Annotated in this window: 22 protein-coding genes; 11 read left to right on the forward strand and 11 right to left on the reverse strand. The window is 63.9% G+C overall.

The window, feature by feature from the left end:
• Positions 1-160: 160 nt before the first annotated feature.
• The 3 genes from ABID58_RS24745 to ABID58_RS24755 all read left to right on the forward strand — a co-directional run bounded on the left by ABID58_RS24745 (position 161) and on the right by ABID58_RS24755 (position 2641).
• The gene (locus ABID58_RS24745) at positions 161-1006 is read left to right on the forward strand and encodes a CmcJ/NvfI family oxidoreductase (RefSeq protein ID WP_354035320.1); all 846 of its coding nucleotides are present in this window, start codon (positions 161-163) and stop codon (positions 1004-1006) included.
• A 101-nt stretch (positions 1007-1107) separates the two neighbouring features.
• Positions 1108-1422, forward strand: coding sequence for a septal ring lytic transglycosylase RlpA family protein (locus ABID58_RS24750; protein WP_148753077.1), 315 nt, complete (start codon positions 1108-1110; stop codon positions 1420-1422).
• 49 nt (positions 1423-1471) lie between these two features.
• A complete protein-coding gene (locus ABID58_RS24755) occupies positions 1472-2641 on the forward strand; it encodes a Gfo/Idh/MocA family protein (protein ID WP_354035321.1) in 1170 nt (389 codons plus the stop codon).
• 189 nt (positions 2642-2830) lie between these two features.
• Here the strand turns inward: ABID58_RS24755 and ABID58_RS24760 are convergent, their stop codons facing one another.
• Entirely contained in the window at positions 2831-4141 is a 1311-nt protein-coding gene (locus ABID58_RS24760) for an ABC transporter substrate-binding protein (RefSeq protein WP_354035323.1), read from the reverse strand.
• 469 nt (positions 4142-4610) lie between these two features.
• Between ABID58_RS24760 and ABID58_RS24765 the strand changes: the two genes are divergently transcribed.
• The 4 genes from ABID58_RS24765 to ABID58_RS24780 all read left to right on the forward strand — a co-directional run bounded on the left by ABID58_RS24765 (position 4611) and on the right by ABID58_RS24780 (position 9413).
• A complete protein-coding gene (locus ABID58_RS24765; RefSeq protein WP_148755974.1) occupies positions 4611-5741 on the forward strand; it encodes a sugar ABC transporter substrate-binding protein in 1131 nt (376 codons plus the stop codon).
• A gap of 63 nt (positions 5742-5804) precedes the next feature.
• On the forward strand, positions 5805-7352 hold the full coding sequence (locus ABID58_RS24770; protein ID WP_354035325.1) for a sugar ABC transporter ATP-binding protein: 1548 nt from the start codon (positions 5805-5807) through the stop codon (positions 7350-7352).
• Positions 7345-8457 carry an ABC transporter permease gene (locus ABID58_RS24775; RefSeq protein WP_148755976.1) on the forward strand — a complete coding sequence of 371 codons (1113 nt, stop codon included), beginning with the start codon at positions 7345-7347 and terminating at the stop codon, positions 8455-8457. Before ABID58_RS24770 ends, ABID58_RS24775 begins: the two co-directional genes overlap by 8 nt.
• The gene (locus ABID58_RS24780; protein ID WP_354035326.1) at positions 8454-9413 is read left to right on the forward strand and encodes an ABC transporter permease; all 960 of its coding nucleotides are present in this window, start codon (positions 8454-8456) and stop codon (positions 9411-9413) included. Before ABID58_RS24775 ends, ABID58_RS24780 begins: the two co-directional genes overlap by 4 nt.
• Before the next feature lie 33 nt (positions 9414-9446).
• On the opposite strand, the gene ABID58_RS24785 is transcribed toward ABID58_RS24780, so the two are convergent.
• From ABID58_RS24785 to ABID58_RS24830, 10 genes are all read right to left on the reverse strand, one after another.
• Positions 9447-10346, reverse strand: a complete 900-nt coding sequence (locus ABID58_RS24785; protein ID WP_148755978.1) for an SMP-30/gluconolactonase/LRE family protein — start codon at positions 10344-10346, stop codon at positions 9447-9449.
• 192 nt (positions 10347-10538) lie between these two features.
• A complete protein-coding gene (locus ABID58_RS24790) occupies positions 10539-11777 on the reverse strand; it encodes an ABC transporter substrate-binding protein (protein WP_354035328.1) in 1239 nt (412 codons plus the stop codon).
• A gap of 41 nt (positions 11778-11818) precedes the next feature.
• Positions 11819-13300 carry an ATP-binding cassette domain-containing protein gene (locus ABID58_RS24795; RefSeq protein ID WP_354035329.1) on the reverse strand — a complete coding sequence of 494 codons (1482 nt, stop codon included), beginning with the start codon at positions 13298-13300 and terminating at the stop codon, positions 11819-11821.
• Positions 13300-14226 carry a branched-chain amino acid ABC transporter permease gene (locus tag ABID58_RS24800; protein ID WP_148755981.1) on the reverse strand — a complete coding sequence of 309 codons (927 nt, stop codon included), beginning with the start codon at positions 14224-14226 and terminating at the stop codon, positions 13300-13302. Before ABID58_RS24800 ends, ABID58_RS24795 begins: the two co-directional genes overlap by 1 nt.
• A 1-nt stretch (position 14227) precedes the next feature.
• Complete coding sequence (locus ABID58_RS24805) at positions 14228-15103, reverse strand: branched-chain amino acid ABC transporter permease (RefSeq protein WP_354035330.1); 876 nt, start codon at positions 15101-15103, stop codon at positions 14228-14230.
• A gap of 92 nt (positions 15104-15195) precedes the next feature.
• Entirely contained in the window at positions 15196-16440 is a 1245-nt protein-coding gene (locus ABID58_RS24810) for an ABC transporter substrate-binding protein (protein ID WP_354035332.1), read from the reverse strand.
• Positions 16441-16668: 228 nt separating this feature from the next.
• Entirely contained in the window at positions 16669-17847 is a 1179-nt protein-coding gene (locus ABID58_RS24815) for an NAD(P)/FAD-dependent oxidoreductase (protein WP_354035333.1), read from the reverse strand.
• Entirely contained in the window at positions 17814-18932 is a 1119-nt protein-coding gene (locus tag ABID58_RS24820; RefSeq protein ID WP_354035335.1) for a D-alanine--D-alanine ligase family protein, read from the reverse strand. Before ABID58_RS24820 ends, ABID58_RS24815 begins: the two co-directional genes overlap by 34 nt.
• A gap of 50 nt (positions 18933-18982) precedes the next feature.
• On the reverse strand, positions 18983-19726 hold the full coding sequence (locus ABID58_RS24825) for a 3-deoxy-manno-octulosonate cytidylyltransferase (protein ID WP_354035337.1): 744 nt from the start codon (positions 19724-19726) through the stop codon (positions 18983-18985).
• A gap of 85 nt (positions 19727-19811) precedes the next feature.
• The gene (locus ABID58_RS24830; protein WP_354035338.1) at positions 19812-21035 is read right to left on the reverse strand and encodes an SMP-30/gluconolactonase/LRE family protein; all 1224 of its coding nucleotides are present in this window, start codon (positions 21033-21035) and stop codon (positions 19812-19814) included.
• A 244-nt stretch (positions 21036-21279) separates the two neighbouring features.
• Between ABID58_RS24830 and ABID58_RS24835 the strand changes: the two genes are divergently transcribed.
• The 4 genes from ABID58_RS24835 to ABID58_RS24850 all read left to right on the forward strand — a co-directional run bounded on the left by ABID58_RS24835 (position 21280) and on the right by ABID58_RS24850 (position 25860).
• Positions 21280-21525, forward strand: a complete 246-nt coding sequence (locus ABID58_RS24835) for a hypothetical protein (protein WP_354035491.1) — start codon at positions 21280-21282, stop codon at positions 21523-21525.
• 722 nt (positions 21526-22247) lie between these two features.
• Positions 22248-23810: a 2-isopropylmalate synthase gene (locus ABID58_RS24840; RefSeq protein WP_148755988.1), complete on the forward strand. Its 1563-nt coding sequence runs from the start codon at positions 22248-22250 to the stop codon at positions 23808-23810.
• Between the two features lie 224 nt (positions 23811-24034).
• On the forward strand, positions 24035-25036 hold the full coding sequence (locus tag ABID58_RS24845) for a TRAP transporter substrate-binding protein (protein WP_354035340.1): 1002 nt from the start codon (positions 24035-24037) through the stop codon (positions 25034-25036).
• A gap of 227 nt (positions 25037-25263) precedes the next feature.
• Positions 25264-25860 carry a Spy/CpxP family protein refolding chaperone gene (locus ABID58_RS24850; protein ID WP_354035342.1) on the forward strand — a complete coding sequence of 199 codons (597 nt, stop codon included), beginning with the start codon at positions 25264-25266 and terminating at the stop codon, positions 25858-25860.
• Positions 25861-25955: the final 95 nt, after the last annotated feature.

Below are 25955 nucleotides of genomic sequence, written 5' to 3' on the forward strand. Positions count from 1 at the left end.
GCGCACGACAATCATCGCGGCAATCATCACCTCGCCGCGACACCGACTCGCCATCCTGATTGTCGCGCGCTTCCCACCCAGATTGTCGCGCTATAACCTCCCTTGCGCCGCGCCCCACTCCGTCAAAAATCACTCAGACGACCACATCGGGAGACCGGCCATGGGCCTGCAAGAAACAAAAATCGAATCGCTTCCCTTCGTCACAGCTGAACTCAACTACCTCGCGCCGGTATCCGGCAAGCCGCGCACTTATGCCTTCGATCCGCCGCCGGGCGAGCCGAAGAGCACCTCGCTGCCGGAGCCGCATCAGGTCCCGATTTTCGATGCGCGGCTGATTGCGGACAATGTCTCGCTCGATCGCGAAGGTTTTGCGCTGGTACGCCATCCCAACCAGGTGAAGGACTTTTATAACGACGAGGAAATCCGCACCGTCTACTACCCCGCCGTCGAGGCCTTCCTGCGCGCGACACTGAAGGCCGATCGCGTTTTCATATTCGACCACACCGTGCGCAAGCGCGTCGAGGGTGCTCCGGATATTCGCGACGGTGGCCCACGCCAGCCCGCGACGCGCGTCCATGTCGACCAGACCGCCGTCTCCGGCGCCAACCGTGTACGCGAGCATCTGCCCGACGAAGCCGAGGAGCTGCTCAAGGGCCGCGTCCAGGTGATCAATCTCTGGCGGCCGATCCGCGGTCCCTTGCGCGATTCACCGCTCGCGATGGTCGATGGCACCACGGTTTCTCCCGACGATCTCGTCGCCTCAGACCTGATCTATCCCAATCGTCGCGGCGAAACCTATTCGGTAAAATACAAGCCGAACCATCGCTGGTTCTATTTTCCGGAGATGACGGCGGACGAGGCGCTGCTGCTCAAATGCTATGATTCAGCAACCGACGGCCGCACCCGTTTCGCTCCGCACACCGCCTTCGTCGATCCGACCACGCCGGCCGATGCTGCGCCCCGCGAGAGCATCGAGGTGCGCACGCTGGTCTTTCACAAACAGTAACAATGTGTGATGGCACTGCCGGGCATCGCCCGGCAGTTCCCGGAACCAAGTGGAACCGGGCGGCGTTGCCGCGCGGGCCAGGGCCAATCAGGAGCGGTGCCGTGCGAGCGCAGCCGACACTATTGTATTGTCTGACCACTTTCTCGCTTTCTGCATTTTCCATCGCCCACGCCGAAAGCGGACTTGCCTCATATTACGGATACGGGAAGGCCGCGAGGAATGGCGAGCTGACCTGCGCGCACCGGACGCGTCCGTTCGGCAGCGTGCTCAGGGTGTCCTACAGCGGGCGGACGATTCAATGCCGCGTCAATGATCGCGGTCCCTTCATCCGCGGCCGCATCGTCGATCTCTCGGTGCCCGCCGCCCGCGCGCTCGGCATGATGAGCGCAGGCGTGGTGCGGGTCTCGGTGGAATAGGCTTGCAAGCGCGCTATAGTGCCGCCCAAAGCAAGGGGCGGGGAGCGCTATGGCAAGGATCAAGGTCGGAGTCGTCGGCTGCGGCTTCGTGTCGGAGCTGCATATGCATGCGTTCCGGCGCGTCTACGGCGTCGACGTCGAGGTTGCGGCGGTCGCTGCGCGCGGCGATCACGTCGTCGAATTTGCTGCCCGTCATGACATCCCGCGGGTCTATCGCAGTTTTGCGGAATTGATCGCAGACCGCGCGCTCGATGTCATCGATATCTGCACGCCACCCAATCTTCATGCCGGGATGATCGTCGCCAGCATGCAAGCCGGCAAGCACGTCATCTGCGAAAAGCCGTTTGCCGGCTATTTCGGCCGTGAGGGCGACCAGCAGCCGATCGGCAAGCACGTGCCGAAGGCGCTGATGTACGAACGCGTGCTGGAGGAGATGAACGCCACCCGGGCCGCGATCGAGCGCACCGGCAAACTCTTCATGTATGCCGAGGACTGGATCTACGCGCCAGTCGTGACCAAGACCGCCGAGATCCTCAAGGCGACCAAGGACAAGATCCTGTTCATGAAGGGCGAGGAGAGCCATTCCGGCTCGCACGCGGCGCATGCCGCGCAATGGGCGATGACCGGCGGCGGCTCGCTGATCCGGATGGGCTGCCATCCGCTCTCGGCCGTGCTCTATCTCAAGCAGGTCGAAGCGAAGGCGCGTGGCGAGACCATCAAGGTTGCAAGCGTCACCGGCGATGTCGGCAACGTCACGGCTGGTCTCAAGCCGGAGGAGCGGACCTACATCAAGGCCAATCCGGTCGATGTCGAGGATTGGGGCACGCTGACGGCGACCTTCTCCGACGGAACCAAGGCCACGGTGTTCTCCGGCGACATGATCATGGGCGGCGTGCGCAATCTGATCGAGACCTACACCAGCGGCGGCTCGTTGTTCGCCAACATCACCCCCAACACGCATCTGATGAGTTACCAGACCAGCGAGGAGAAACTCGCAGGCGTCTACATCACCGAGAAGGTCGACCGCAAAACCGGCTGGCAGTATGTCTGCCTCGAGGAGGAATGGACGCGCGGCTATCTCCAGGAGATTCAGGATTTCATGGAATGCGCCGCCACGGGACGCCAGCCGCTGTCGGACCTCGCGCTGGCGTACGAGACGATCAAGGTGAACTATGCCGGCTATTGGGCGGCGGAAGAAGGGAGAAGGGTGGTGTTGTAGGGCACCGGCAGCGCCGCGATGTCACCTCGCCCCGCTTGCGGGGAGAGGTCGGATTACATCGACGATGCAATCCGGGTGAGGGGGACTCTCCGCGAGTCCAACTGCCACCGTCCTTGGGGAGGCAGCCCCTCACCCCAACTCTCTCCCCGCAAAGAGCGGGGCGAGGGAGCGCAGTCCCGCTGCGGCGCCTCACGCCCCGTAGGTCGAGCCCTTCGGCAGCGGAAACACCGGGTCTTGTGTCCGAATATTTGTGGGCCACACCACCGAGATGTGCTCGCCCGCGTTCTGCATCACCACCGGCGTCGAGCGTTCGTTCTGGCCGGAGAGCGGCGTGCCCGGCGGGAAGAATTTTACGCCGTATCCCTGGATAGTGCCGCCGGCGGGGATATCGACGTCGAGCGCGGCCTTGCGAATGGCCTCCGGCTCGAAGCTACCATACTTCTCTTTCGCCACCGGCAGCACGTTGTTGAGCAGCACCCAGGTCTGGTTGAAGCCCATCGAGCAGTGCGGCGGCACGTCGGTCGCGCCGGTCTTGGCCTGGTAGCGCGCGACCATGGTCTTGATCAGATCACCGATGCCGGGCGCGAGCTTTGCCGGGTCCAACAGTTGTGCCGGCACCGGATCGATGTTGCAGAAATTATCGATGTCGGCGCCGAAGGTGGCGCGCAGCTTGTCCAGCTGGCTGTAGCCGGCGCCGGCGCCGAACAGCATCTTGAAGCGCAGGCCGCTCTCGCGCGCCTGGCGCAGGAACAGGGTGATGTCAGGGTTGTAGCCGGCATGCGAGATCACGTCGGCTTTGGCGCGCTTGATCTTGGTCACGAGCACCGAGAGATCGGGCGCCGAGGCCGAATAGCCTTCCTTCAACACGATCTGGAGCCCGGCCTCCCTGGCATAGGCCTCGTCCGCGGCGGCGACTCCGACGCCGTAAGGGCCATCCTCGTGGATCAGTGCGATCCGGACGTCCTTCGGCTCCATGCCGAGCTTCGCCTTGGCGTGCTCGCTCATGAAGCCGGCAAAGGCCTGGCCGTACTGGTCCGAGTGGATTTGCGCGCGAAACACATATTGCAGGTTCTTGTCCTTGAACACGGCCGTCGAGACCGCGGTTGTGATCCAGAGGATTTTCTTCTGCTGCTCGACCTTCGCGGCCATTGGCACCGCATGCGCGCTGGAATAGACGCCGTTGATGATGTCGATCTTCTCCTGGCTGATCAGCCGTTCGGCTTCGTTGATGGCGACATCAGCCTTGCTCTGGGAGTCGGCCGCAACCGGCACGATCTTGGTCTTGCCGCCGATGCCGCCCTTCTCGTTGACGAGATCGATGGCGATCTGGGCGCCGACCGAGGAGGCGACCGAGCCGCCGGCGGCAAATGGTCCGGTAAGATCGTAGATCAGGCCGATGCGCAAATTCTCGGCTTGCGCCTGGGCCCGGGTCCAATCGAGGCTGAGTGTGGCGGCGGCAGCCGCCGTACCCTTCAGCAGCTGCCTGCGTGAAGTCGGCATCCTATCCCTCCCTCCGAACCGTCGTTTGCGACTGGTTTTATGTTTTTTGGCGAGTATTTGGAGGGCGCTCGTGAAAGTCAACATGCACCGCACCAGGCAGATCGCGGCCGTGCGTGGATCAGATCGGCATTTTTCCCTGAGTATCATTCTTTTTGTGGAGCGCTCAGGAAGAGACCGCTCCGCTGTCCCTCACCACGGATCGTTCCGTTGCCTGCATCATGCGCGGACGCGAACATCCGCTTGTCGCGCGTGTGCTTTCAGCTTCGGCCCGACGCGACGTCGTCTCCCGCAATCGTGATGGTCTCGCTCCCGCGCGCTCGCCGCAGGCCAGGCTTACGACCGGCATTCGGCTTGTGCGCATCGGAGATTGCGTGCCATCCTAGCGGGGTAAATTGCACGGGAAGCCCAATTCCCGGCTTGGCCATCGTGCCGCGTTAAGGGTCGAAACAAAAGCTCAGGGAGAAGAGACATGGTGTGGACGCTTCGTTTTGCGGGGCTCGCTTGCGTTGGCCTGTTGCTGTCCCCGGTCAGTGCCTTGGCAGGGCCGAAGGTCGTGTCCGGTCCGGGCGCCGATCCGGGTTGCTTCAAGCCCTGGTCCGCCCAAACCAAGTTCTTCCAGTGGGACAAGAAGCCTGGTCCCTACAAGATCGCGCTCGTCAACGGCTTCGTCGGCAACACCTGGCGCATCCAGATGGTGAAGACTGCAAAGGCCTTCGCCTCGCAGCCGGGCATCAAGGAGAACATCAAGGAGTTCAAGGTCGTCTCGACCGGAACCGATGTTGCAGCGCAACTCGGCGCGATGGAGGACTTCATCAATCAGGGTTTTGACGCCATCGTCACCATCGCGGTGGCCCCCGATGGCTTCGACCGCATTATCCGCCTCGCCGACAAGAACAATGTGGTCGTGGTGCCCTTCGACAACGTCCTCGACACCGACAAGGTGATGATGGTCAACGAGGACCAGAAGGAAATGGGCCGCATGTCGGCGAAGTGGCTCATCGATGAGAGCGGCAAGAAGGCGGGCGACATCCTCGAGGTCCGCGGCCTGCCGGGCAATTCGGTCGACCGGGACCGCCATCTCGGCTTCCGCGAGGTCATGGAAGCGCCGGGCAACAGCTTCAAGATCACCGAAGTGGTCGGCAATTGGGATACCGGCACCTCGCAGAAGGTGACGGCGGACGCGCTCGCGGTGCACGGCCATTTCGACGGCGTGTTCACGCAAGGCGGCTCCGACGGCACCGTGCAGGCGATGATGTCGGCAAAGCACCCCTTCGTCCCGATGTCGGGCGAGGGCGAGAACGAGTACCGCAAGCAGATCGCCGATCACGCCAAGGACGGGCTCAAGGGCATGTCCTATGGCCAGTCTCCGGCGCTGGTCGCCATCGCCACCAAGGCGGCGATCTCTGCGCTGCAGGGCAATGTGATGCCGCAGCTCATCTCGATCCCGATCCCGGTCGCGACCTACAAGGATCTGAAGCCCGGCACCAACTACTGGCCGGACCTCAACGCAAACTTCTTCGCGCCGAACCAGTTCGCGCCCTGCGGCGTCAATTTCACGGCGCCGGAGATCATGTCGCAGAGCGAGAAGAACACCCAGTGAGCGCACCGGAGATGTCCCGGTTGCGGCCCGGCCTTGGCCGGGCCGCCACCGCGTGAGCCCGCCATGCCGGACGCTACTCTAAGCCAATCCGCCTTCCTCACCCTGTCCGGAATCTCCAAGCGTTACGCCGGAGTGCGGGCGCTCGAAGGTGTCGACTTCGCATGCGAGCGCGGCAAGATCCACGCGGTGCTGGGCGAGAACGGCGCCGGCAAGTCGACGCTGATCAAGGTCATCGCCGGCGTCGTCCAGCCCGATACCGGCACCATGCGGCTCGGCGGACACGATGTGACCTTCGCGACACCGTCCGCCGCCAATGCAGCCGGCGTCGTCTGCATTTTCCAGGAATTGTCGCTGATGCCCGACCTCTCGGTCGCGGACAACATCTCGATCGCGTCGCCGCCGCGCCGCTTCGGCCTCATCGACGCGCGGGCGCAGCGCCGCCGCGCCGAGGAGCTGCTGGCCGAGATCGGATGCGAGGACGTCAATCCCCTGATGCGCGTGCGCGACCTGCCGCTGTCGCGCCGCCAGGTGGTGGAGATCGCCAAGGCGCTCGGCAAGAAGCCGCAGCTCTTGATCCTCGACGAAGCCACATCGGCCCTCACCAGTGCCGACGTCGAGAAGGTGTATGCCATGCTGGCACGGCTCAAGGCCGAAGGCGTTGCCATTCTCTACATCTCGCACCGGATGCACGAGGTCGAGGCGTTGGCCGACCGTGCTTCCGTGTTCCGCAACGGTCGTCATATCGAGACCTTCGACCAGGGCAGGAGGTCGACCGCCGATATCGTTCAGCTCATGATCGGGCGCGACATCGCCACCCAGTATCCGCCCAAGCCCGCGCGCGGATCGACGAAGCCGGTGCTGACCATCGAGAACCTGAGCTGGGACAAGCGCCTGGATCGCATCTCGCTCCGCGTCGGCGCCGGCGAGATCATCGGCCTCGGCGGGCTGGATGGCCAAGGGCAAAAATCCTTGCTGCTCGCGCTGTTCGGCGTGCTGCGTGGCGTCTCCGGGCAAATCACCGTCGAAGGCCGCGAGGTGCGTCCGGGCTCGCCGGCGGCGGCGAAGTCGGTCGGCATCGCGCTCGTGCCGGAGGACCGCAAGACCGAAGGCCTGATGCTGCCGATGTCGATATCGGACAATCTGGTGATCGCCTCGCTCGACGCGATCTCGACCGGACCTCTGGTCGACCGCGCGCGCGAGACCGATGCGATCAAGCGCGCCATCGCGCGGCTGCAGATCAAGATCGGCGCGTCCGGCGACGCCGTCGCCACGCTCTCCGGCGGCAACCAGCAGAAGGTCGTTCTCGCCAAATGGCTGATGACCGATCCCAAGCTCATCCTGCTCAATGATCCCACGCGCGGCATCGACGTCGGCACCAAGCAGGAGCTTTACCGGCTGATGCGCGAGCTCGCCGACCAGGGCGCTGCCATCCTGTTCTACTCGACCGACTATGACGAGCTCATCGGCTGCTGCGACCGGGTGGCGATCATGTATGACGGGCGCATCGTGCGCGAGCTTGAAGGTGATGAGCTCACCGAGACCAACATCATCGCCAGCGCGCTCAACATCGACGCCGCGACGCCGGACACATCCGGAGCCGTCCATGCTTGACGATGTCGCTATCAGGATTCGCCAGAACATCGGCATCGTCACCGCCGTCCTGTTGTTCTCCATCCTTTATCTGCTCTACAACCTCGCCCACCCCAAGGGCTTCTCGTCGGCGGTTCTGGTGCAGAACGGCGACGAGATCTTTGCACTCGCCATGCTGGCGATGGCGCAGACCGTGCCGGTGCTGGCGTCGGGGCTGGATCTCTCGGTTGGCGCCGTCATGACCATGGTGGGGTGTTTCGCGAGCTACCTGCTCACGGGAGCGGCGGGGGGCAGCCCGTTGCATCTCGAGATCTTCGGCCTGCATCTCGGCCTTGGTATCTTTCCCGGCGGCGTGAGCGGCATCCTGCTCGGGATCGTCATATGTCTTGCGACCGGCGCACTGGCCGGCTTCGTCAACGGCTGCGTCGTCGTTTATGGGCGCATCCAGCCGATCATTGCGACGCTTGCGACCGGGGCGGTCTATATCGGCATCGCGCTGTTCCTGCGGCCGACGCCGGGCGGCAAGATCGACGAGGATCTCAACTGGGCGCTGACCAACTCGCTCGGGGATTTCGCCGCGACCGTCCATATCTTCGATGATGGCGGAGCCGGCTGGTTTGCGCCGGTGGCCTGGATCCCGGTGCCGTTCGTGCTGCTCGTCCTGATCGCGCTCCTGGTCTGGGTGCCGTTCCGCCGCTCCGTGCTTGGCCGGGCCGTCTATGCGGTCGGCTCGGCCGAAGGCGCAGCCTACATGTCCGGCCTTCCGATCGAGCGTGCCAAGATCGCGGCCTTCACGCTCGCCGGCTTCTTCGCTGGCTGTGGCGGCCTGTTCCTCGCCATCCAGACATCCTCAGGCAATGCCGACATCCCGCAGGCCGGCGCCTACACGCTCAACTCGATCGCCTCCGTCGTCATCGGAGGGACCTCGCTACTCGGCGGGACCGGCAGCGCGATCGGCTCGATCTTCGGTGCGATGGTGCTGCGCGTCATCTCGTTCTTCTTCCGCATCTTCGACATCGCCCCGCTGTTGCAACCGCTGTTCGAGGGCCTGATCCTGCTGGCGGCGGTCAGTATCGGCGCGCTCGGCGTGCTGCGCGTCAAGAATACGCTGGAGCTGTTCCGATGAGTTCGGCCTCCCTCAGTCTCTCTCGCGATGACCGCCCGATCCTGATCGCGGCCCTGTTCATCCTCGTCATCCTGGTGGCGGGAACGATCTATACATTTGCGCGCTTCGGCAGTGCGCCGCTGCTGTCACCGGCCTATCTGCTGCAGCAGCTCCAGATCGGCGCCTTCCTCGGCATCGTGTCCGCGGGGATGATGATGGTGATCCTGATCGCCCAGATCGACCTGTCGGTGCCGTGGACGCTCGCCGCGGCCGCGATGATGGCGACAACGATCGGCGGCTCGCTCGCGATTCCGGTCGGGCTTGGGGTCGGGCTTCTGGTCGGTCTCGTCAACGGCATCGGGGTTGCCTATCTGCGCGTGCCCTCGATGATCTTCACGCTTGGCGTCAACGCGGTGATGCGCGGCCTGATGGTCGCCCATACCGGCGGCTACGCGCCGCAGACCGGCGCCACCGACCTGATGCGGATGCTCGCCGGCGACCGCACGCTCGGCATTCCCAACGCCTTGTTCGTCTGGATCGCCGTGTCGGTACTTGTCACGATTGTTCTGCAGCGCACGACGCTTGGCCGCTACGTCTATGCCATCGGCAACAAGGAGGCGGCCGCGTATCTGGCCGGCGTCGATACCCGCCGCATCACCGTGATCTGCTTCGTCCTGTGCGGTGTCGCAGCCGCGCTCGCCGGCGTTCTGCTCGCCGGCTACTCCACCAAGGCGTATCAGGGCATGGGGGATGCCTATTTGCTGCCGTCGATCGCGGCGGTCGTGATCGGCGGCACCAACATCCTTGGCGGCCGCGGCCGTTATCTCGGGACACTGATCGGCGTCGTGCTGATCGTGCTTCTCAACAGCGTGCTGTCGATTATGGACATGCCCGAGGCCGGCCGCCAGGTGATCTATGGCCTCGTCATCATCTTCATGCTGCTGGTCTACGGGCGCGGCGAACGTATCACGAGTTGACGCGACACGTTCTGCTGGGTCGCGATCGTTCCCCTACACCGCCGCCCGTGTATTGAGGTAGATCGAATACAGCGAGGTCTGTCCGCAGATGTAGAGGCGGTTGCGGCGCGGGCCGCCGAAGCAGACATTGGCGACGATCTCGCCGATCGGGACCGTACCGAGATGCGTGCCATCCGGCGCATAGCAGAACACGCTGCGCCCCGCCGACGTCCAGATGTTGCCATGGATGTCGCAGCGGAAGCCGTCATAGAGCCCGTCCGGGCAGGTTGCAAACAGCGAGGCTTCCCCGACTGTTTGCCCCTTGACCTGATAAGACCAGATCGTCGGCGGCAGCCCGCGGACATGAGTCGCGCCGGTGTCGGCGACATAGAGTCGGGTTTCGTCCGGCGAGAAGGCTAGCCCGTTGGGCTGCACCCGGTCGGAGACGACGCGCGTGATGACGCCGGAGCTGCCGTCGATCCGGTAGACGTTGGAGGCGCCGATCTCGGACGGACTTTGTTGCCCTTCATAGTCACTGTCGATGCCGTAAGTCGGATCGGAGAACCAGATCGAATTGTCCGACTTGACCACGACGTCGTTGGGCGAATTCAGCCGGCGGCCCTCGAACGCATCCGCCAGCACGGTGATCGAGCCATCGTGCTCGGTACGGGTGACGCGCCGCATGAAATGCTCGCAACTGACCAGCCGCCCCTGGCGATCGGTGGTGTTGCCGTTTGAATTGAAGCTCGGCGCGCGGAACACCGACACCGATCCGTCGGTCTCGTCGAAACGCATCATCCGGTTGTTCGGAATGTCGGACCAGATCAGGTAGCGCCCGGCCGGAAAATAGGCGGGGCCTTCGGCCCAGCGGCAACCGCTGGTGAGTTTCTCGAGATTGACATGGCCGATGACGAGCCGCTCGAAGCGAAGGTCGTGCGCGACATAAGGGAGCATGGGTCCTCCTTGATGGCCGCAGATTCTTGGAGCCGCCTGCGTGCGTCCTTACTGTGATCGACCCTGCCGAATTTGCAAGTGTGCTTCGCGTCAAGGGCGCATCGAGCGAGAGATGAAATGCCCGGGACATCTAGCGCGAAGACGCGCTTCTGCCCGGGCATCACATCGTTGCGGTGGCCTTGTTCCGCTTTCTTACTGCGACAGCTTCACAAAGTTCGGAAACTTCAGCTTGCCTTCCGCGATCTTCTCCGGCCAGACCACGACCTGCTTCTGGTCCTGCCACTGGAAGACGAGGCCGGTCACCGCGCCCGCGCCGGACTTGATGCCGTGGGTGAACTCGTCGTCCTTGCCGTAAAACTTGATCTGGCCGATCGTGCCCTCGAGGTCGGTCTTTTCCATCTCGGCGACCATCTTGTCGGGATCGGTCGAGCCGGCGCGCTTGATCGCGTCGGTGATGATGTAGACCTCGTCATAGGCGGTGTAGCCGGTATAGGCCGGCGGCGTGCCGAACTTGGCCGCGAAGGCCGCCGCGAACGGCTTCGTCTTGGAGGTGACGGCAACATCAGGCGTCGCGACGGCCAGCGACGGCACGCCGTCGGCGGCGCCATTGGTATCCTTCCAGAAGGTCGGGCTCAGTGCCTGCGCGCTGATGCCGAACATCGGGATCGGCACCTGCTGGTTCTTCCACTGCACCGTCGGCTGCACGCCGACATGCGAGATGCCGGTGACGATCACATCAGGCTTCTTGCCTTCGATGTTATTGAAGATCGGCGTGAAGTCGGTGGTATCGGGCGAGAAGCGCACATGCTCGACCACCTTCAGTCCGGCCTTGGGCAGGCAGGCCTCGTAGCCGACATCGAGCGGCTTGGTCCAGGCGGCGTCCTCGCTCATGATCGCGACCGTCTTGAACTTGAGCTTGTCGACGAGGAGATCCTTGGCGGCGTCGCAGACGATCTGCGCTTGCGCGGCCGAGGTCAGGTAGCCATGGAAGGTGTACTTATTCTTCTCATAGTCGTTGTGGATCGCCTTGGTGATCTCGTTCGAGGCGGCGCCGGGCGTGATCAGCGGCATCTTCAGGCGCGCCGCCCAGGGCTCGAGCGCGAGCACGACCTCGCTGATATAGCTCGCGATCACGGCGGAGACCTTGTCCTCGCTCACCGCACGCTGGAAGGCGCGCACCGAATCGGCCGAGGAGCTCTTGTTGTCATAGGTGACGATCTCCACCTTGCGGCCGAGGATGCCACCCTTGGCGTTGATCTCGTCGGCGGCAATCTGTGCGCCGCCGGGCGTGGCCGCACCCGCGATCGACTGCACCTCGGCGATGACGCCGATCTTGATCGGATCGTTCGACTGCGCGGAGGCGGGCGCGGCGAGGCACAGCGCCAGCGCGGAGGTGAGGAGGTGAGAGCTCAAAATGCTCGATGATCGCATGGTCGTTTCCCTTTCGCTTGTTTGTTGTTGATATGCGCGAGCTAAAGAAAATCGGCGCCGGCCTCGGCGGCGAAGCGGCCGGGATCGCCCTCCCAGACGATTCTTGCGTGCTCCAGCACATAGACGCGGTCGGCATGAGGCAGAGCGAAGGTCACGTTCTGCTCGCCGAGCAGCACCGTGATCGACGTGGTCTGCCGCAGCTTCTCCAGCGCCTTGGACAACAGCTCGAGGATGACGGGCGCGAGGCCCAGTGTCGGCTCGTCCAGGATCAGGATCTGCGGCTGCATCATCAGCGCGCGTCCGATCGCGAGCATCTGCTGCTCGCCGCCGGACAGCGTCTGCGCCAGCTGGCCCTGGCGCTCCTTCAGGATCGGGAATAGCTCGAACAGCCAGGCGAGCTGCGCGGCGCGCTTGTCATCGGTGAGATGTTGCCCGCCGAGATCGAGGTTTTCGCGCACACTCATCTCGCCGAACAGTTCGCGTGATTCCGGACATTGCACGAGGCCGCTGCGGGCGATCTTGGCCGGGCTGGTGCCGCGGAGCTTTTCGCCGCCGCGGATGATCTCGCCGCTATAGGGCAAGAAGCCGGAGATGGTGTTGAACAGCGTGGTCTTGCCGGCGCCGTTGAGGCCGACAACCGAGACGAACTCGCCTTCATGGATGTGGATCGAGACATTCTCCAGCGCCTGCGCCTTGCCGTAATGGACGCTGACATTCTCGACCTGGAGCAGCGGCACCTTGTCCTTGAAGCCGGTCTCGGGCCGTGCATGGGTCGCGATGGCGCCGCCGAGATAGACCCGGCGCACGGTCTCATTCTTCATGACGTCGTCGGCCTTGCCGGTGACGATTTCCTCGCCGAGATACATTGCGAGCACGCGGTCGACCAGCGCCGCGACGCTTTTGACGTTGTGGTCCACCAGCATCACCGCGCGGCCCTCGTCGCGAAAGCTACGGATCAGGTCGGAGAAGACATCGACCTCGGCGCGAGTGAGGCCGGCGAAGGGCTCGTCGACCAGCACCACTTTTGGGTCCCGCGCGATTGCCTTGGCGAGCTCGAGCCGGCGTAGATCGGCGAAGGGCAGCGTCGGCGGCCGGCGGTTCATGACGTTGCCGAGCCCGACGCGATCGGCGATCCATTTGGCGCGATCGAGCAGCGTCTTGTCCGGAAACAGCATGAACAGGCTGTCCGGCAACAGCGCCACCATGATGTTCTCCAGCACCGTCTGCCGGTTCAGCGGCCGCGAATGCTGGAACACCATGCCAAAGCCTTTGCGCGCGATCCTGTGCGCGGGCAGGCCGGCGACGTTCTCCCCCTCGAACACGACTTCGCCCGCGGTCGGGCGCTCGATGCCCATCACGCTCTTCATCGCGGTGGATTTGCCCGAGCCGTTCGGCCCGATCAGGCCAAAGATCTCGCCGCCATTGACCTCGAAGCCGAGGTTCTTCACCGCCGTCAATCCGCCGAAGCGCTTGGTCAGGCCGCGGACTTCGAGCACGGGACGGTTTGAAAGCCTCTGGTCCATTACGAGCGAGCCTCGCGCGAGAGGGCCGCTCCGAGGAAGCCGCCGGGGAAGAACAGCACGACGAGCAGCGCGACCGCCGAGACGATGAAGGTCGCGAGCTCGCCGGTCGGGCGCAGGAATTCGCCGGCGACGATCAGGAAGATCGCGCCGAGTGCGGCGCCGAGCACGGTGCGGCGGCCGCCGAGCACGGCCGACACGATCACGTTGACGCCGACCGCGACGTCGACGACGGTGCCGACCGAGGCGGTGCCGAAGTAAAACACCAGCAGCGCGCCCGACAGGCCTGAGAAGAACGCGCTGACGATGAAGGCGGCGAGCTTGTGCTTGACGATGTTGAAACCGAGCGCGCCGGCCTGCACCGGATCCTGACCGCTGGCTTGCAGCACGAGCCCAACCGGCGATTGCGACAGGCCATAGAGGATCGCCGCCGAGATCGTCATGAAGCCGAGCGCGATCCAGTAATTGGCGCCGGCGCTGATGGTGATGACGTCGGGGATGGTCAGCCCGATCTCGCCGCCGGTGAGGTCGGCGAACACGACGATGAAGTTCTGCAGCATCAGGACCGCGACCAGCGTGGTCAGGCCGAAATACGGCCCGCGCACGCGCAGCGCCGGCAGCGCCAGCACGAGGCCGGCGATGACGGAGGCGAGCGCGCCCAGCACGATGCAGAGATAGACCGACCAGCCGAACTGGGCATTGAGGATGCCGGCAGTGTAGGCGCCGACGCCGATCAGGAAGGTCGGTCCGAAATTGACCTCGCCCGCGAAGCCGAACAGCAGGTCCCAGGCCATCGCGAACACCCCGAAATAAAATGCGACGGTGAGGAGCCCGAGCACGTAGCCGGAGACATAGAGCGGCAGCGTAGCTGCGATGATCACGAGCGCCAGCGAGACGAAGAACAGGCGCGAGGTAAAGAAGCCGGCCATCTCAGCGCCTCCCCAGCAGGCCCTGGGGCCGGATGTACATCACGAACACGAGCAGCAGCAGCGCCGGAATGGTGCGATAGGCCGGCGAGACCAGATAGGCCGTCAGCGTCTCGAGATAGCCGACCACAAAGGCCGCGATCAGCGAGCCGGAGACGCTACCGAGGCCGCCGAGCACGACGATCGAGAATGCGCTCGCGGTCAGCGGACCCACGCTGTAGGAGCTCACCCCTAAGAACATGCCTAGCAGCACGCCGGCGATGCCGGCGAGGATGCCGTAGATCGCCCACACCACGATGTAGATGTTGGTGAGCTCGAGCCCGAGCAGGGTGACGCCGCGCGGGTTCATCGAGGCCGCCAGCACCGCCTTGCCAGTGCGGGTGCGGTTCACCAGCAGCCACAGCAGCGCGATGACGAGGCAGCACACGATCGCGGTAAAGATCTCGTTCTTCGGCGTGCGGACGCCGAGGATCTCGACGACGCCCTCGACGATCGGCAGCACGGTCTTGGCGTTGTTGGTGAAGAAATAGGCGATCAGCTCCTGGATCATGATGCCCCAGAGCAGCGTTCCCGTGAGGACGAAGATCTCCTTCTCCTCGTTCGGGATGCGCCGGGAATCCTGGATCGGCTTCACCACCGCAAAGTAGGTGGCGAACGCCGCGAGCAGGGCGACGCCCACCCCGATCAGCGCGCCGGCATAGGTGCCGACATTGAGCACGCTGGCGGCGGCCCAGGCCGCCACCGCTGCCGCCACCATGATGGCACCGTGGGAGAGATTGAGCACGCCCGAGACGCCGAAGATCAGTGTGAAGCCGGTGGCGCCGAGAGCGTAGAGAGCGCTGATGGCAAAGCCATCGATCAGAATCTGGAAAGCTCGCATCTATGATTGGCCAGGAGTCTCACTAGAGGAAAAGGTGCTGCGGAGGGCCGCAAGTGGAAGCTCCCGGGAAGTGATCCCGGGAGCATGTCGGATCAGTTGCTGAGCTTGATGAAGCTCGGGAACTTGATGTCGACCTTGGCGACGTCCTTGGGCCAGACCGCGCTCTGCTTGCCGTCCTGCCATTGCAGCATCAGACCGGTGATAAGGCCCTTGCCGTATTTGATCGAATGCGTGAACGGATCGTCCTTGCCGTAGAACTGGACGCGGCCGATCGTACCTTCCCAGTCGGTCTTCTCCAGCGCCTCGACCAGCTTGTCGGCATCGGTCGAGCCGGCGCGCTTCACGGCGTCGGCGATGTAATAGACCTCGTCATAGGCGGTGTAGCCGGCATAGGAGGGATAGTTGCCGAACTTCTTCTTGAAGTTCTCCGCGAACGGCACCGACTTCGGCGTCACCGCGACGCCGGGCCCGGAGACGCCCTGATAGAGCACGCCTTCGGCGGCCTGGTTGGTGTCCTTGCCGAAGGTTTCGTTGGTCGCCTGCGAGGAGATGCCGAACATCGGGATCGGCACCTGCTGGTTTTTCCACTGCACCGTCGGCTGCACCCCGACATGCGAAATGCCGGTGATGATCACGTCGGGCTTGGCGCCCTCGATCTTGTTGAAGATCGGCGTGAAGTCGGTGGTATCGGGCGAGAAGCGGATGTGGTCGAGCACCTTCAGCCCGATCTTGGGCAGGCATTCCTCGTAGCCGACATCGAGCGGCTTGGTCCAGGCGGCGTCCTCGCTCATGATGACCGCCGTCTTCATGTGCATCTTGTCGACGAGCAGGTCCTTGGCGCCGTCGCAGACCGAGAGCGCCAATGCCGCCGAGGTCAGATAGCCGTGGAAGGTGTACTTGTTCTTCTCGTAGTCGGCGTGGACGCTCTTGCTGATCTCGTTGGAGGCGGCACCCGGCGTGACGAACGGCGTCTTTAGCCGCGAAGCCCAGGGCTCCAGCGCCAGCACCACTTCGCTGATATAGCTGGCGATGACCGCGTTGACCTTGTCCTCGTTCACCGCGCGCTGGAACGCGCGCACCGAATCTGCCGAGGAGGAGTGATTGTCGTAGCCGATGATCTCGATCTTGCGGCCGTCGACGCCGCCATTGGCGTTGATCTCGTCGGCGGCGAGCTGCGCCGCCTGCGGGATCGATGCGCCGGCGATCGCCTGCGCTTCCGCGATCACGCCGATCCTGATCGGATCGGCCGCAAAAGCCGGGCCTGACGCTGCCAACAATGCGCCGATGGCGACCGCACCAAGTGCACTTCGCAATGCACCAGAGAGTGCTTTATTCATGTTGTTCTCTCCCTTGAACCAAGCTTCTTTGAGCTATTGGGCGGGACTATAACGACGAGAGAATCCCCGGCAAGTGAAACTGTATTCAGGATTGTACGTTGGGGACTAAAGTCTAGCGCTTGCGCAAATATCGGGCAGAGCGGATCGATATTCCGCGCGCAGGCATGCAGATTTCGGCGGCGGGCATGCATGAGCATCCGGGGCCACAAGAAAGGATCGCTGAGCTGCTTAGCGCGCTTGCAGCAGCGATGGATCGAGCGGCACGAGCCGGGCGGGATCGAACGGCGCGAGATCCATCTGGCGCGTTCCGCCTTCGGCGATGAGCTGCGCCATGGCCTCGCCGGTCGCGGGCGCATTCAGGATGCCCCACACATTATGTCCGGTCGCGACGTAGAGACGGTCGCTCTGCGGCACCCGGCCGATCAGCGGCAGGCCGTCCTCGGTCACGGGACGGAAGCAGGCCTGCTGCGCGATGATCTTGTCAGGGCGAAACAGCGGCGACAGCCGCTCCGACATGGCTTGCAGGCGCGCAATCGCATCGCGGTCCGGCGTCACGGCCGCCGGATCGAGCGGCAGCGGCGCGATGTCGGACAGCGCCGTGATATGCGTGCTGCCGTCGGTGCGTGGAAAGACCTCGATCGACACGGCGCCGCCATCCGTCTCGCATTCCAGGAACAACGCATCGGCCGGCACGTTGGAGCCGAGGTCGTAGACGATGCTCGGGCTACGCTGGCCATAGACAGCGGGCAGGCTCATCCATTGCGCCGCGAGCAGCGACCATGGTCCCATCGCAATCACGATGGCATCCGCTTCGATGGTGCTGCCTTCGACCTCGACACCTTTCGCGCGCGTCCCATGCGGATCGCGAACGATGCCGGTGAGGCGGCCGGGGCGAAGCTTGGCGCCTTGCGCGAGCGCCGCCGTCATCACGGCCGACGTGAACTTTCGCGGATGAACGATCGCGGTCGTCTCGGTCGTGCCGATGCGCTGTGCGATGACGATGCCATCGCTGAGCCAGCCAAGTGCGGATGGCGCAGTCCGCCGCGGATCGCCATCGGGCGCCACGTAGCCGCCATATGCGCTCATCGGGCGGTAGCCCCAATCGCCCGCGATCTCTTCCGGCAGCTGCGCGTGAAGCGCAAAGCTGCGCCGCGCCAGCGCATCGAGCGGCGTGCCCGCACACCAGTCACATGCCAGAAAACCGCCGGCCTTGCCGGAGGCCGCGGCCGCCACTTCCGTCCGTTCGACGACGATGACATCGACGCCGAGGCGGCGGAGGAAATAAGCTGTGCAGACCCCGATCACGCCGCCGCCGCAGATCACAACGCGCATGGCTTTATCCCTGACCTGGGGCCTACCGTTGAGGAGACAACCTAGCTCGAATAGCCGCGTTCCAGGGCATGACACTGCTGGTATCGCTCCAGCGCCAGATGGACGAGGCGCGTCAGCAGCTCTCCATACGGCACGCCCGAGGCCTCCATCATCTTCGGATACATGCTGATCGACGTGAAGCCGGGCAGGGTGTTGATCTCGTTGAAGCAGAATTCGCCGGTTTGCCGGTCGAGAAAGAAATCGACCCGCGCGAGGTCGCTGCATTCGAGGGCCGCGAACACTTGCACCGCGAGCGCGCGCACGCGCTCCATCTGCGCCGGGTCGAGCCTGGCCGGAAGATCGACGCGGGCGCCGTCGGGGTCGAGATATTTGGCCTCGTACGAATAGAATTCGTGATGGGCGTTCGGATTGAGCTCGCTGGCGACGCTCGCAAACAGCGTCTCGCCATCAAGCACCGCGACTTCGATTTCGCGCGCGTCGATGCCCTGTTCGACCAGCACCTTGACGTCATAGCGAAAGGCATCATCGAGCGCCGTGCCGAGTGCATCCCACGTCTTGACCTTGTGAATGCCGACACTGGAGCCCATGTTGCACGGCTTGACGAACACCGGGAGGCTCAGCCCCTCGACCGCCTTGGCGAGAGACGCGAAGCGGTCCGCAGCGAAGGCCCTGCGGGTGAGCACGCGATAGGGCGCGACCGGAACGCCGGCGAATTCCGCGAGCCGCTTGGCGACGTCCTTGTCCATGCTGACGGCGGAGGCGAGAACGCCCGACCCGACATAGGCGACCTCGGCCAGCTCCAAAAGGCCCTGCATGGTGCCGTCCTCGCAAAGCGGACCGTGCATGACCGGAAACACGACGTCGATCTCGATCGGGCCGGTTGCGCCTTCGGCAATCGGCATGAGAACGCCGCGTCCATCGGCTCCGCGGGCGAGCCGCATCTCGGGCGCATCGGGCAGGATCGGCAAGGCCGCCTGCGCCGGATCGATTCCAGCAAGATCGTTCCATTGCCAGCGACCCGTCTTGTCGATGGAGACCGGGATCACCTCAAAACGCGCGCGCTCGAGATGCCTGAGCACGGAGGCCGCCGATTTCAGCGAGACCTCATGCTCACCGGACCTGCCGCCATAGAGAACAACGACGCGAATTTTGTCTGCCATGGCTCAATTATCACGCGCCCTGTCTGGAAGTCACGTGTTGCCTGCGGAGACTAGATCGACCTGACCGTCAAAAGTTCTCGGGCGCGCTCGAGATCGGCCAGCGTGTCCAGGCCTAACGGCTCCGTCTGGATCACCTTCGCGTCCATCCGCATGCCGTGCTCGATCGCTCTGAGCTGTTCAAGGCTTTCGCGCTGCTCGAGTACGCCGCGTGCGAGGCTGACATATTTCGTCAACGCCTCGCGCCGATAGGTGTACATGCCGACGTGATGATAGTGCTTCCCCGCTCCTGAGGGGATCACGGCCCGGCTGAAGTAAACCGCGCGACCGATGGTTTCTCCCGGGTGGATCGCAAGGGCGATCTTCACAACGCTCGGTGCCTGAAGCTCGATCGGATCCTCGATCTCGGTGGCCAGCGTGGCAATTGAACAATCGGCATGCCGGGACAACGGCTCCATTGTCGCACGTATCGTCGCCGGATCAATGGTCGGCAGGTCACCCTGAAGGACAACGACGACATCGTATGCCGCTTCCGCGTCGATCAACTGCAGTGCCGCGTGCGCACGATCCGACCCCGTCGGGAGGGTTGGGTCGGTCAGGACGGCCCGTCCGCCCAAATCGTCGATGACCTCCACGATGGCTTGATCGCCACAGGCAACGACGACCGGGCCGATATCGGCCTCGAGACCTCTTCGCCAGACGTGGGCGATCATTGGCTGACCGTTGATATCCGTCAGCGCCTTGCCTGGGAGCCTGGTCGAACCAAGCCGGGCGGGTATGATCACGATCGGACGCATCGAAACCTTCCGCTCCCTGAATGGGCAAATGTCTGAGGCGCCAGCGGGGCACGCCGGCGCCTCGTCGCAATTCAGATCACACCGCTCAGCCCGGCCCCGCACCTTGCGTCGCGGTGAACACCGCGTAGAGCGACTGGCTCGCGGCCATGAACAGGCGGTTGCGCTTCGGTCCGCCGAAGCAGATGTTGCCGCAGACTTCCGGCAGTCGAATGCGGCCGAGCAGCTTGCCCTCCGGCGACCACACCGTCACGCCGTTATAGCCGACCGCGCGACCGGCATTGCTGGAAGCCCAGACATTGCCGTTGACGTCGCACCGCACGCCGTCGGGTCCGCACTTCACGCCGTCGATCACGCAATCGGAGAAGCTCTTCAGGTTGGACAGCTTGTTGTCGCTGCCGACATCGAACACGAAAATCTCGCCCTTGCCGCCGGGGCCGGTGTCGCCCGGTCCCTTGCCGGTCGAGACGACGTAGAGCTTCTTGAAGTCGGGCGAGAAGCACAGCCCGTTCGGATCGGGCACCTGCTCCTCGGTGACGACGAGATCGACACGGCCGCTTGGATCGATGCGATAGCAATTGGTCGGCAGCTCGCGCTTGCCAGGTGTAAAGCCGGCCGGCTGTCCGATCCGCGGGTTGAGCTTGCCGGGCGCATTGCTCGGTCCGCCCGCCGCATCGGGCTCACCTTCATAGAGCTGGCCGCCATAGGGCGGATCGGTGAACCAGTAGCTGCCGTCGGGATGCGCGACGACATCGTTCGGCGAGTTCAGCCTCTTGCCGTTGTAATTGTCGCACAGCACGGTGGCGGTGCCGTCATGCTCGTAGCGCGTCACCCGCCGGGTCAGATGCTCGCAGGAGAGCTGACGGCCCTGGAAGTCGAACGAGTTGCCGTTGGAATTGTTGGAGGGCGCGCGGAATACGCTGACGCGGCCGTCGTCCTCGCTCCAGCGCATCTGCCTGTTGTTGGGAATGTCGCTCCAGAGCAGATAGCGGCCTTGGGCGCTCCATGCCGGGCCTTCCGCCCAGAGCACGCCGGTGTAGAGCCGCTTGATCGCGGTGTTGGGTTGCGCGAGATCGTTGAAGGACGGATCGACCGCGATGATATCGGGGTCCCAGAAATAGGTGGTCGGTGCGCCGCGGGGGCCGAAGTCGCGCGGCGGTGTGGTGATCGTTGTCGGCGGGGCGGCAGGTCCGGTCTGGGCTCGCGCGGTGCCTGTTCCGGCCATGGCGGCCGCGGCACCGAGCGCAAGTCCCTGCACCAGCGTTCGTCGTGAAAGCGCAACATCCTGCTCACGCTGCTGTTGGCGTGTCATTCGCGTCCTCCCGGGTCATGTTCGGCTAGCCGGTTGATCCGGCCGAGCAAGTGCAAGGTTAGTCCCATTCATCCCCGGTTGCGAGGGCGGCCAGGAATATGTGTGAACCGCTGTTCGGCCCGGTGTGACGCGACAATTCGCGTGCCTTTGGGGAATTAACCGAGCCCCAGTTTGGGCCCCGTCAAGCCTTGACGTCGCCTCTATTGCTGCGCAGAAAACCTTGGGAGAAAGGCCGCAGCAAATGGTGCAGGGTGTCATTACATTGATCGTGTTGCTCGGGATCGCGTATGCGGCCGGCTATTTCACGCGCGATTTCCAGTCCCGCAAACGGCGTGCATTGGCTCGCCGCTCGGGCGGCTACAGGCAACCGGACTGGCTTAGCCCCACCGTTCCCGCCAACACCAACGAAACTCCGTCCCCCGCCCTCGGTGAACTCGGCCAGATGCTGGATCGCTGGGAAACCAGGGCCCGCTCGCGTCGCACGGGGTAGCTTTCTAGAGACAACAAGCTCGACCGTCATCCTTGCGTGACCGCGACGCGGTTGTCGCTGGAGGTATGCGCCCTAACAATGATGGTGAGCATGGCCCGCACTCACAAAAGCAATTCCGGCATTGCGAGCGAAGCGAGGCAATCCAGACTGCCCGTCGCTGAAAGACTCTGGATTGCTTCGCTTCGCTCGCAATGACGTTGAGGAAGTTGCGCGCAACACCTCCTATCGTCGTCCTCCCGAAAGCAGGACTGACTATCCAAGGCGGAAGTTTGGTGAAGACCGGTCGTTCAGACCGTCAGCCATCGATAGACCTTCGCGGCATGTTCCTGGCTTTCGCCGGGATGACACCGTGAAGCGGTGGGTCACCCATACTGACCATCTTTTGGCGTTGCAGTTGCGGCCATTTCTCGTCTAGAAACGACGCACTGAGCCTCCCGGCAACCAACTGTCAACGGTTTTGCCCGAGGATTTGGGGCTCAAAAGGGTCTGGCAATGCTGATTCGCGGCCAAATCGATGGGATTTCGAGGGAGGTGGCTCTGGCCGCCGCCACGATCCCGGCCGCGCTGCTGCCCACCCTCCTGATCGGCGGGCTTCTTCTTACTTGCCCCTGAGGGCCGGCTGGGCGCCACGCGCCTGGGCGCTCAGGGGTTGGTCGAGATCACCGGACACCTTAAGCGCCCAGCAGAACTGTCGGCGCGAAAGCTCAAAAGGAAATTTGATAATGGCCCCCGCGAACAAGTCCGATAAGGACCGCGTCATCATTTTCGACACCACACTGCGCGACGGCGAGCAGTGCCCCGGCGCCACCATGACTTTCGAGGAGAAGCTCGAGGTCGCGGAACTGCTGGATGATATGGGCGTCGACGTCATCGAAGCCGGCTTCCCCATCACCTCCGAAGGCGACTTCCAGGCGGTGAGCGAGATCGCCCGCCGCTCCAAGAACGCCGTGATCGCCGGCCTGTCGCGTGCGCACCCGGCCGACATCGACCGCTGCGCTGAAGCCGTGAAATTTGCGAAACGCGGCCGCGTTCACACCGTGATCGCGACCTCGCCGCTGCACATGCGGGTGAAGTTGAACAAGACCCCGGAGCAGGTGCTCGAGACCTCGGTCGCGATGGTCGCGCGCGCCCGCAACCAGATCGACGACGTCGAATGGTCGGCCGAGGACGGCACCCGCAGCGAGATGGATTATCTGTGCCGCATCGTCGAAGCCGTGATCAAGGCCGGCGCCACCACGGTGAACATCCCCGATACCGTCGGTTACACCACGCCCGACGAATACACCCACTTCATGAAGACGCTGATCGAGCGCGTGCCGAACTCCGACAAGGCGGTGTTCTCCGTGCACTGCCATAACGACCTCGGCATGGCCGTGGCGAACTCGCTGGCCGGCGTGGTCGGCGGCGCGCGCCAGGTCGAGTGCACCATCAACGGCATCGGCGAGCGCGCCGGCAACGCGGCGCTCGAAGAGATCGTGATGGCGATCAACGTCCGCAACGACAAATTCCCGTTCTGGAACAAGATCGACACTACGCAGCTGACCCGCGCCTCGAAGGTGGTGTCGGCGGCGACCTCGTTCCCGGTGCAGTACAACAAGGCCATCGTCGGCCGGAACGCGTTTGCGCATGAGAGCGGCATTCACCAGGACGGCGTGCTGAAGGACGCCTCGACCTACGAGATCATGCGGCCCGAAATGGTCGGCCTGAAGCAATCCTCGCTGGTGCTCGGCAAGCATTCCGGACGCCATGCCTTCGTGCACAAGCTGGAGGAGATGGGCTACAAGCTCGGTCCGAACCAGCTGGAAGATGCGTTCACGCGGATGAAGGCGCTCGCCGACCGCAAGAAGGACATCTACGACGAGGACATCGAGGCGCTGGTCGACGAGGAGATGGCGGCGTCGCACGACCGCATCAAGCTGACCTCGCTGACCGTGATCGCCGGCACCCATGGCCCGCAGCGCGCGACCATGAAGCTCGACGTCGACGGCCAGATCAAGATCGAGGAGGCCGAGGGCAACGGTCCTGTCGATGCCGTGTTCAATTGCATCAAGCGCCTGGTGCCGCACGAAGCCAAGCTCGAGCTGTACCAGGTCCATGCGGTGACCGAAGGCACCGACGCGCAGGCGGAGGTGTCGGTGCGGCTGTCGCATGAGGGACGTGCGATGACGGCGCGGGCGGCGGATCCGGATACGCTGGTGGCGTCCGCAAAAGCCTATCTCGGCGCGCTCAACAAGATCGTCATGAAGCGCCAGCGCGACACCGTGACGACGGCCGCGGCAAGCTGAGAACGTAGGTCGTCATTCCGGGGTGATGCGAGGCATCGAGCCCGGAATCTCGAGATTCCGGGTTCGGTCCTGCGGACCGCCCCGGAATGACATCGCTGGTGGTGGCGAATAGCTGCCCTGCTAACGGCCAATAGCGGCTCAATGTGTGAGCCGCTATTGATGCTCCCGGCTCGAGGATAGGAGCGCCCGTATTGGGCAGCCCAAGAGAATAACAGGGAGAGATTATGCGCACCTTCGCGATCGCGGCATCCGTCGCGGCATTGGCCTTGACCTTTGCCGGCCCCGCCAGCGCCGACCCGATCATCATCAAGTTCAGCCATGTCGTCGCGACCGACACCCCGAAGGGCAAGGCGTCCGAGAAATTCAAGGAGCTCGCCGAGAAGTACACCGGCGGCAAGGTCAAGATCGAGGTCTATCCGAACTCGTCGCTCTACAAGGACAAGGAAGAGCTCGAGGCGCTTCAGCTCGGCAGCGTGCAGATGCTGGCGCCGTCCAACTCCAAGTTCGGCCCGCTCGGCATCCGTGAGTTCGAGGTGTTCGATCTCCCGTACATCCTTCCCGACCTGAAGACGCTGCGGAAGGTGACGGAAGGCCCGCTTGGCGCGCGGCTGCTCAAGCTGCTGGACTCCAAGGGCATCACCGGCCTTGCCTATTGGGACAACGGCTTCAAGCAGATGAGCGCCAACAAGAAGCTGGTGACGCCGGCCGATTATCAGGGCGTCAAGTTCCGCATCCAGTCCTCGCGCGTGCTGCAGGCGCAGTTCAAGGCGCTCGGCTCGCTGCCGCAGGTGATGGCGTTCTCGGAAGTCTACCAGGCGCTGCAGACCGGCGTGGTCGACGGCCAGGAGAACACCTGGTCGAACATCTATACCCAGAAGATGCACGAGGTGCAGAAGTACATCACCGAGACCAATCACGGCTACATCGGCTACGTCGTGATCGTGAACAAGAAGTTCTGGGACGATCTGCCGGCCGACATCCGCGACCAGCTGTCGAAGGCGATGAAGGAAGCGACCGACTTCAACAACGCGCAGTCGCAGAAGGAGAACGATGACGCGTTCGCCGAGATCAAGAAGAGCGGCAAGAGCGAGATCATCAAGCTCACGCCGGAGCAGGACGAGGCGATGCGCAAGGCGATGGAGCCGGTCTACAAGGATGCGGCGAGCCGCGTCGGCCAGCCGCTGATCGACGAATTCCTGAAGGAATCGAAGAGCACGACGAACTAGCACGACGAACCGAGCGCACGTCGAGCGAATCCAAACGAAATATGAAGGTGGGCTTCCGTGCGGGCTGCACGGAGGCCCTTTTTGTTGCGAATGATGTCCGGGCGGTGGCTGAACGGACGTTCAAGTGAATTATACCTCTGAAAGAACGCCCTCCCTGTCCAAGTTGTAAGTTGCACCTTGGCCTCGCGACCCTCATCTTCAGGACATCCTTCCAGAGGAGGTACGTCATGAGGAAGTTCACAATCGCCGCCATCGCCGTGCTCAGCATCGCCGGGTCGGGCGCGGTCTATGCCCAATTTCATCGCCCGTGGATGGAGCACTTCCGCCACATCCGCATGAACCCCGAAGACCGCGCCGCCTTCGTCGACGCGCGGATCGCCGCCGTCCATGCCGGGCTGAAGCTCAACGCCGACCAGGAGAAGCTGTGGCCGCCGGTCGAGGCCGCCGTGCGCGACTTCGCCAAGCTGCGCATCGACCGCGCCAATGCGCGGATGAATGCCGGCCCCGGCGATGCTTCGAAGGATGCCGACAAGCCGGAGGATCCGGTCGCCCGCCTGCGCCAGCGCGCCGAGGACATGAGCGCCACCTCCGCGGCCCTGAAGAAGATCGCCGATGCCGCCGATCCGCTCTACAAGACCCTGGATGACGGCCAGAAGCGGCGCCTCGCCGTCTTGACCCGCCACCGCGGCCCGTTCGGCGGCGGCGAGGACGGCCCGCCCCACCGCTTCATGGAACGCGGCATGGACCGCATGATGGAGCGTGGCATGGACCACTTCCGCGGCGGCGACCGCGACGGCGGCCCGGATCGGGAAGGGCGCCTGTGAGCGCACCGGGATTCCCCGGGTATTAACCTCTGAGAAGCCGCTGGAATCCGGCGGCTTTTCGCATTTCCGGGGCTGTGGAAGAACCTTGGAAAACA

Source organism: Bradyrhizobium sp. S3.2.6 (assembly GCF_040546885.1).
Taxonomy (GTDB): Bacteria; Pseudomonadota; Alphaproteobacteria; order Rhizobiales; family Xanthobacteraceae; genus Bradyrhizobium; species Bradyrhizobium cytisi.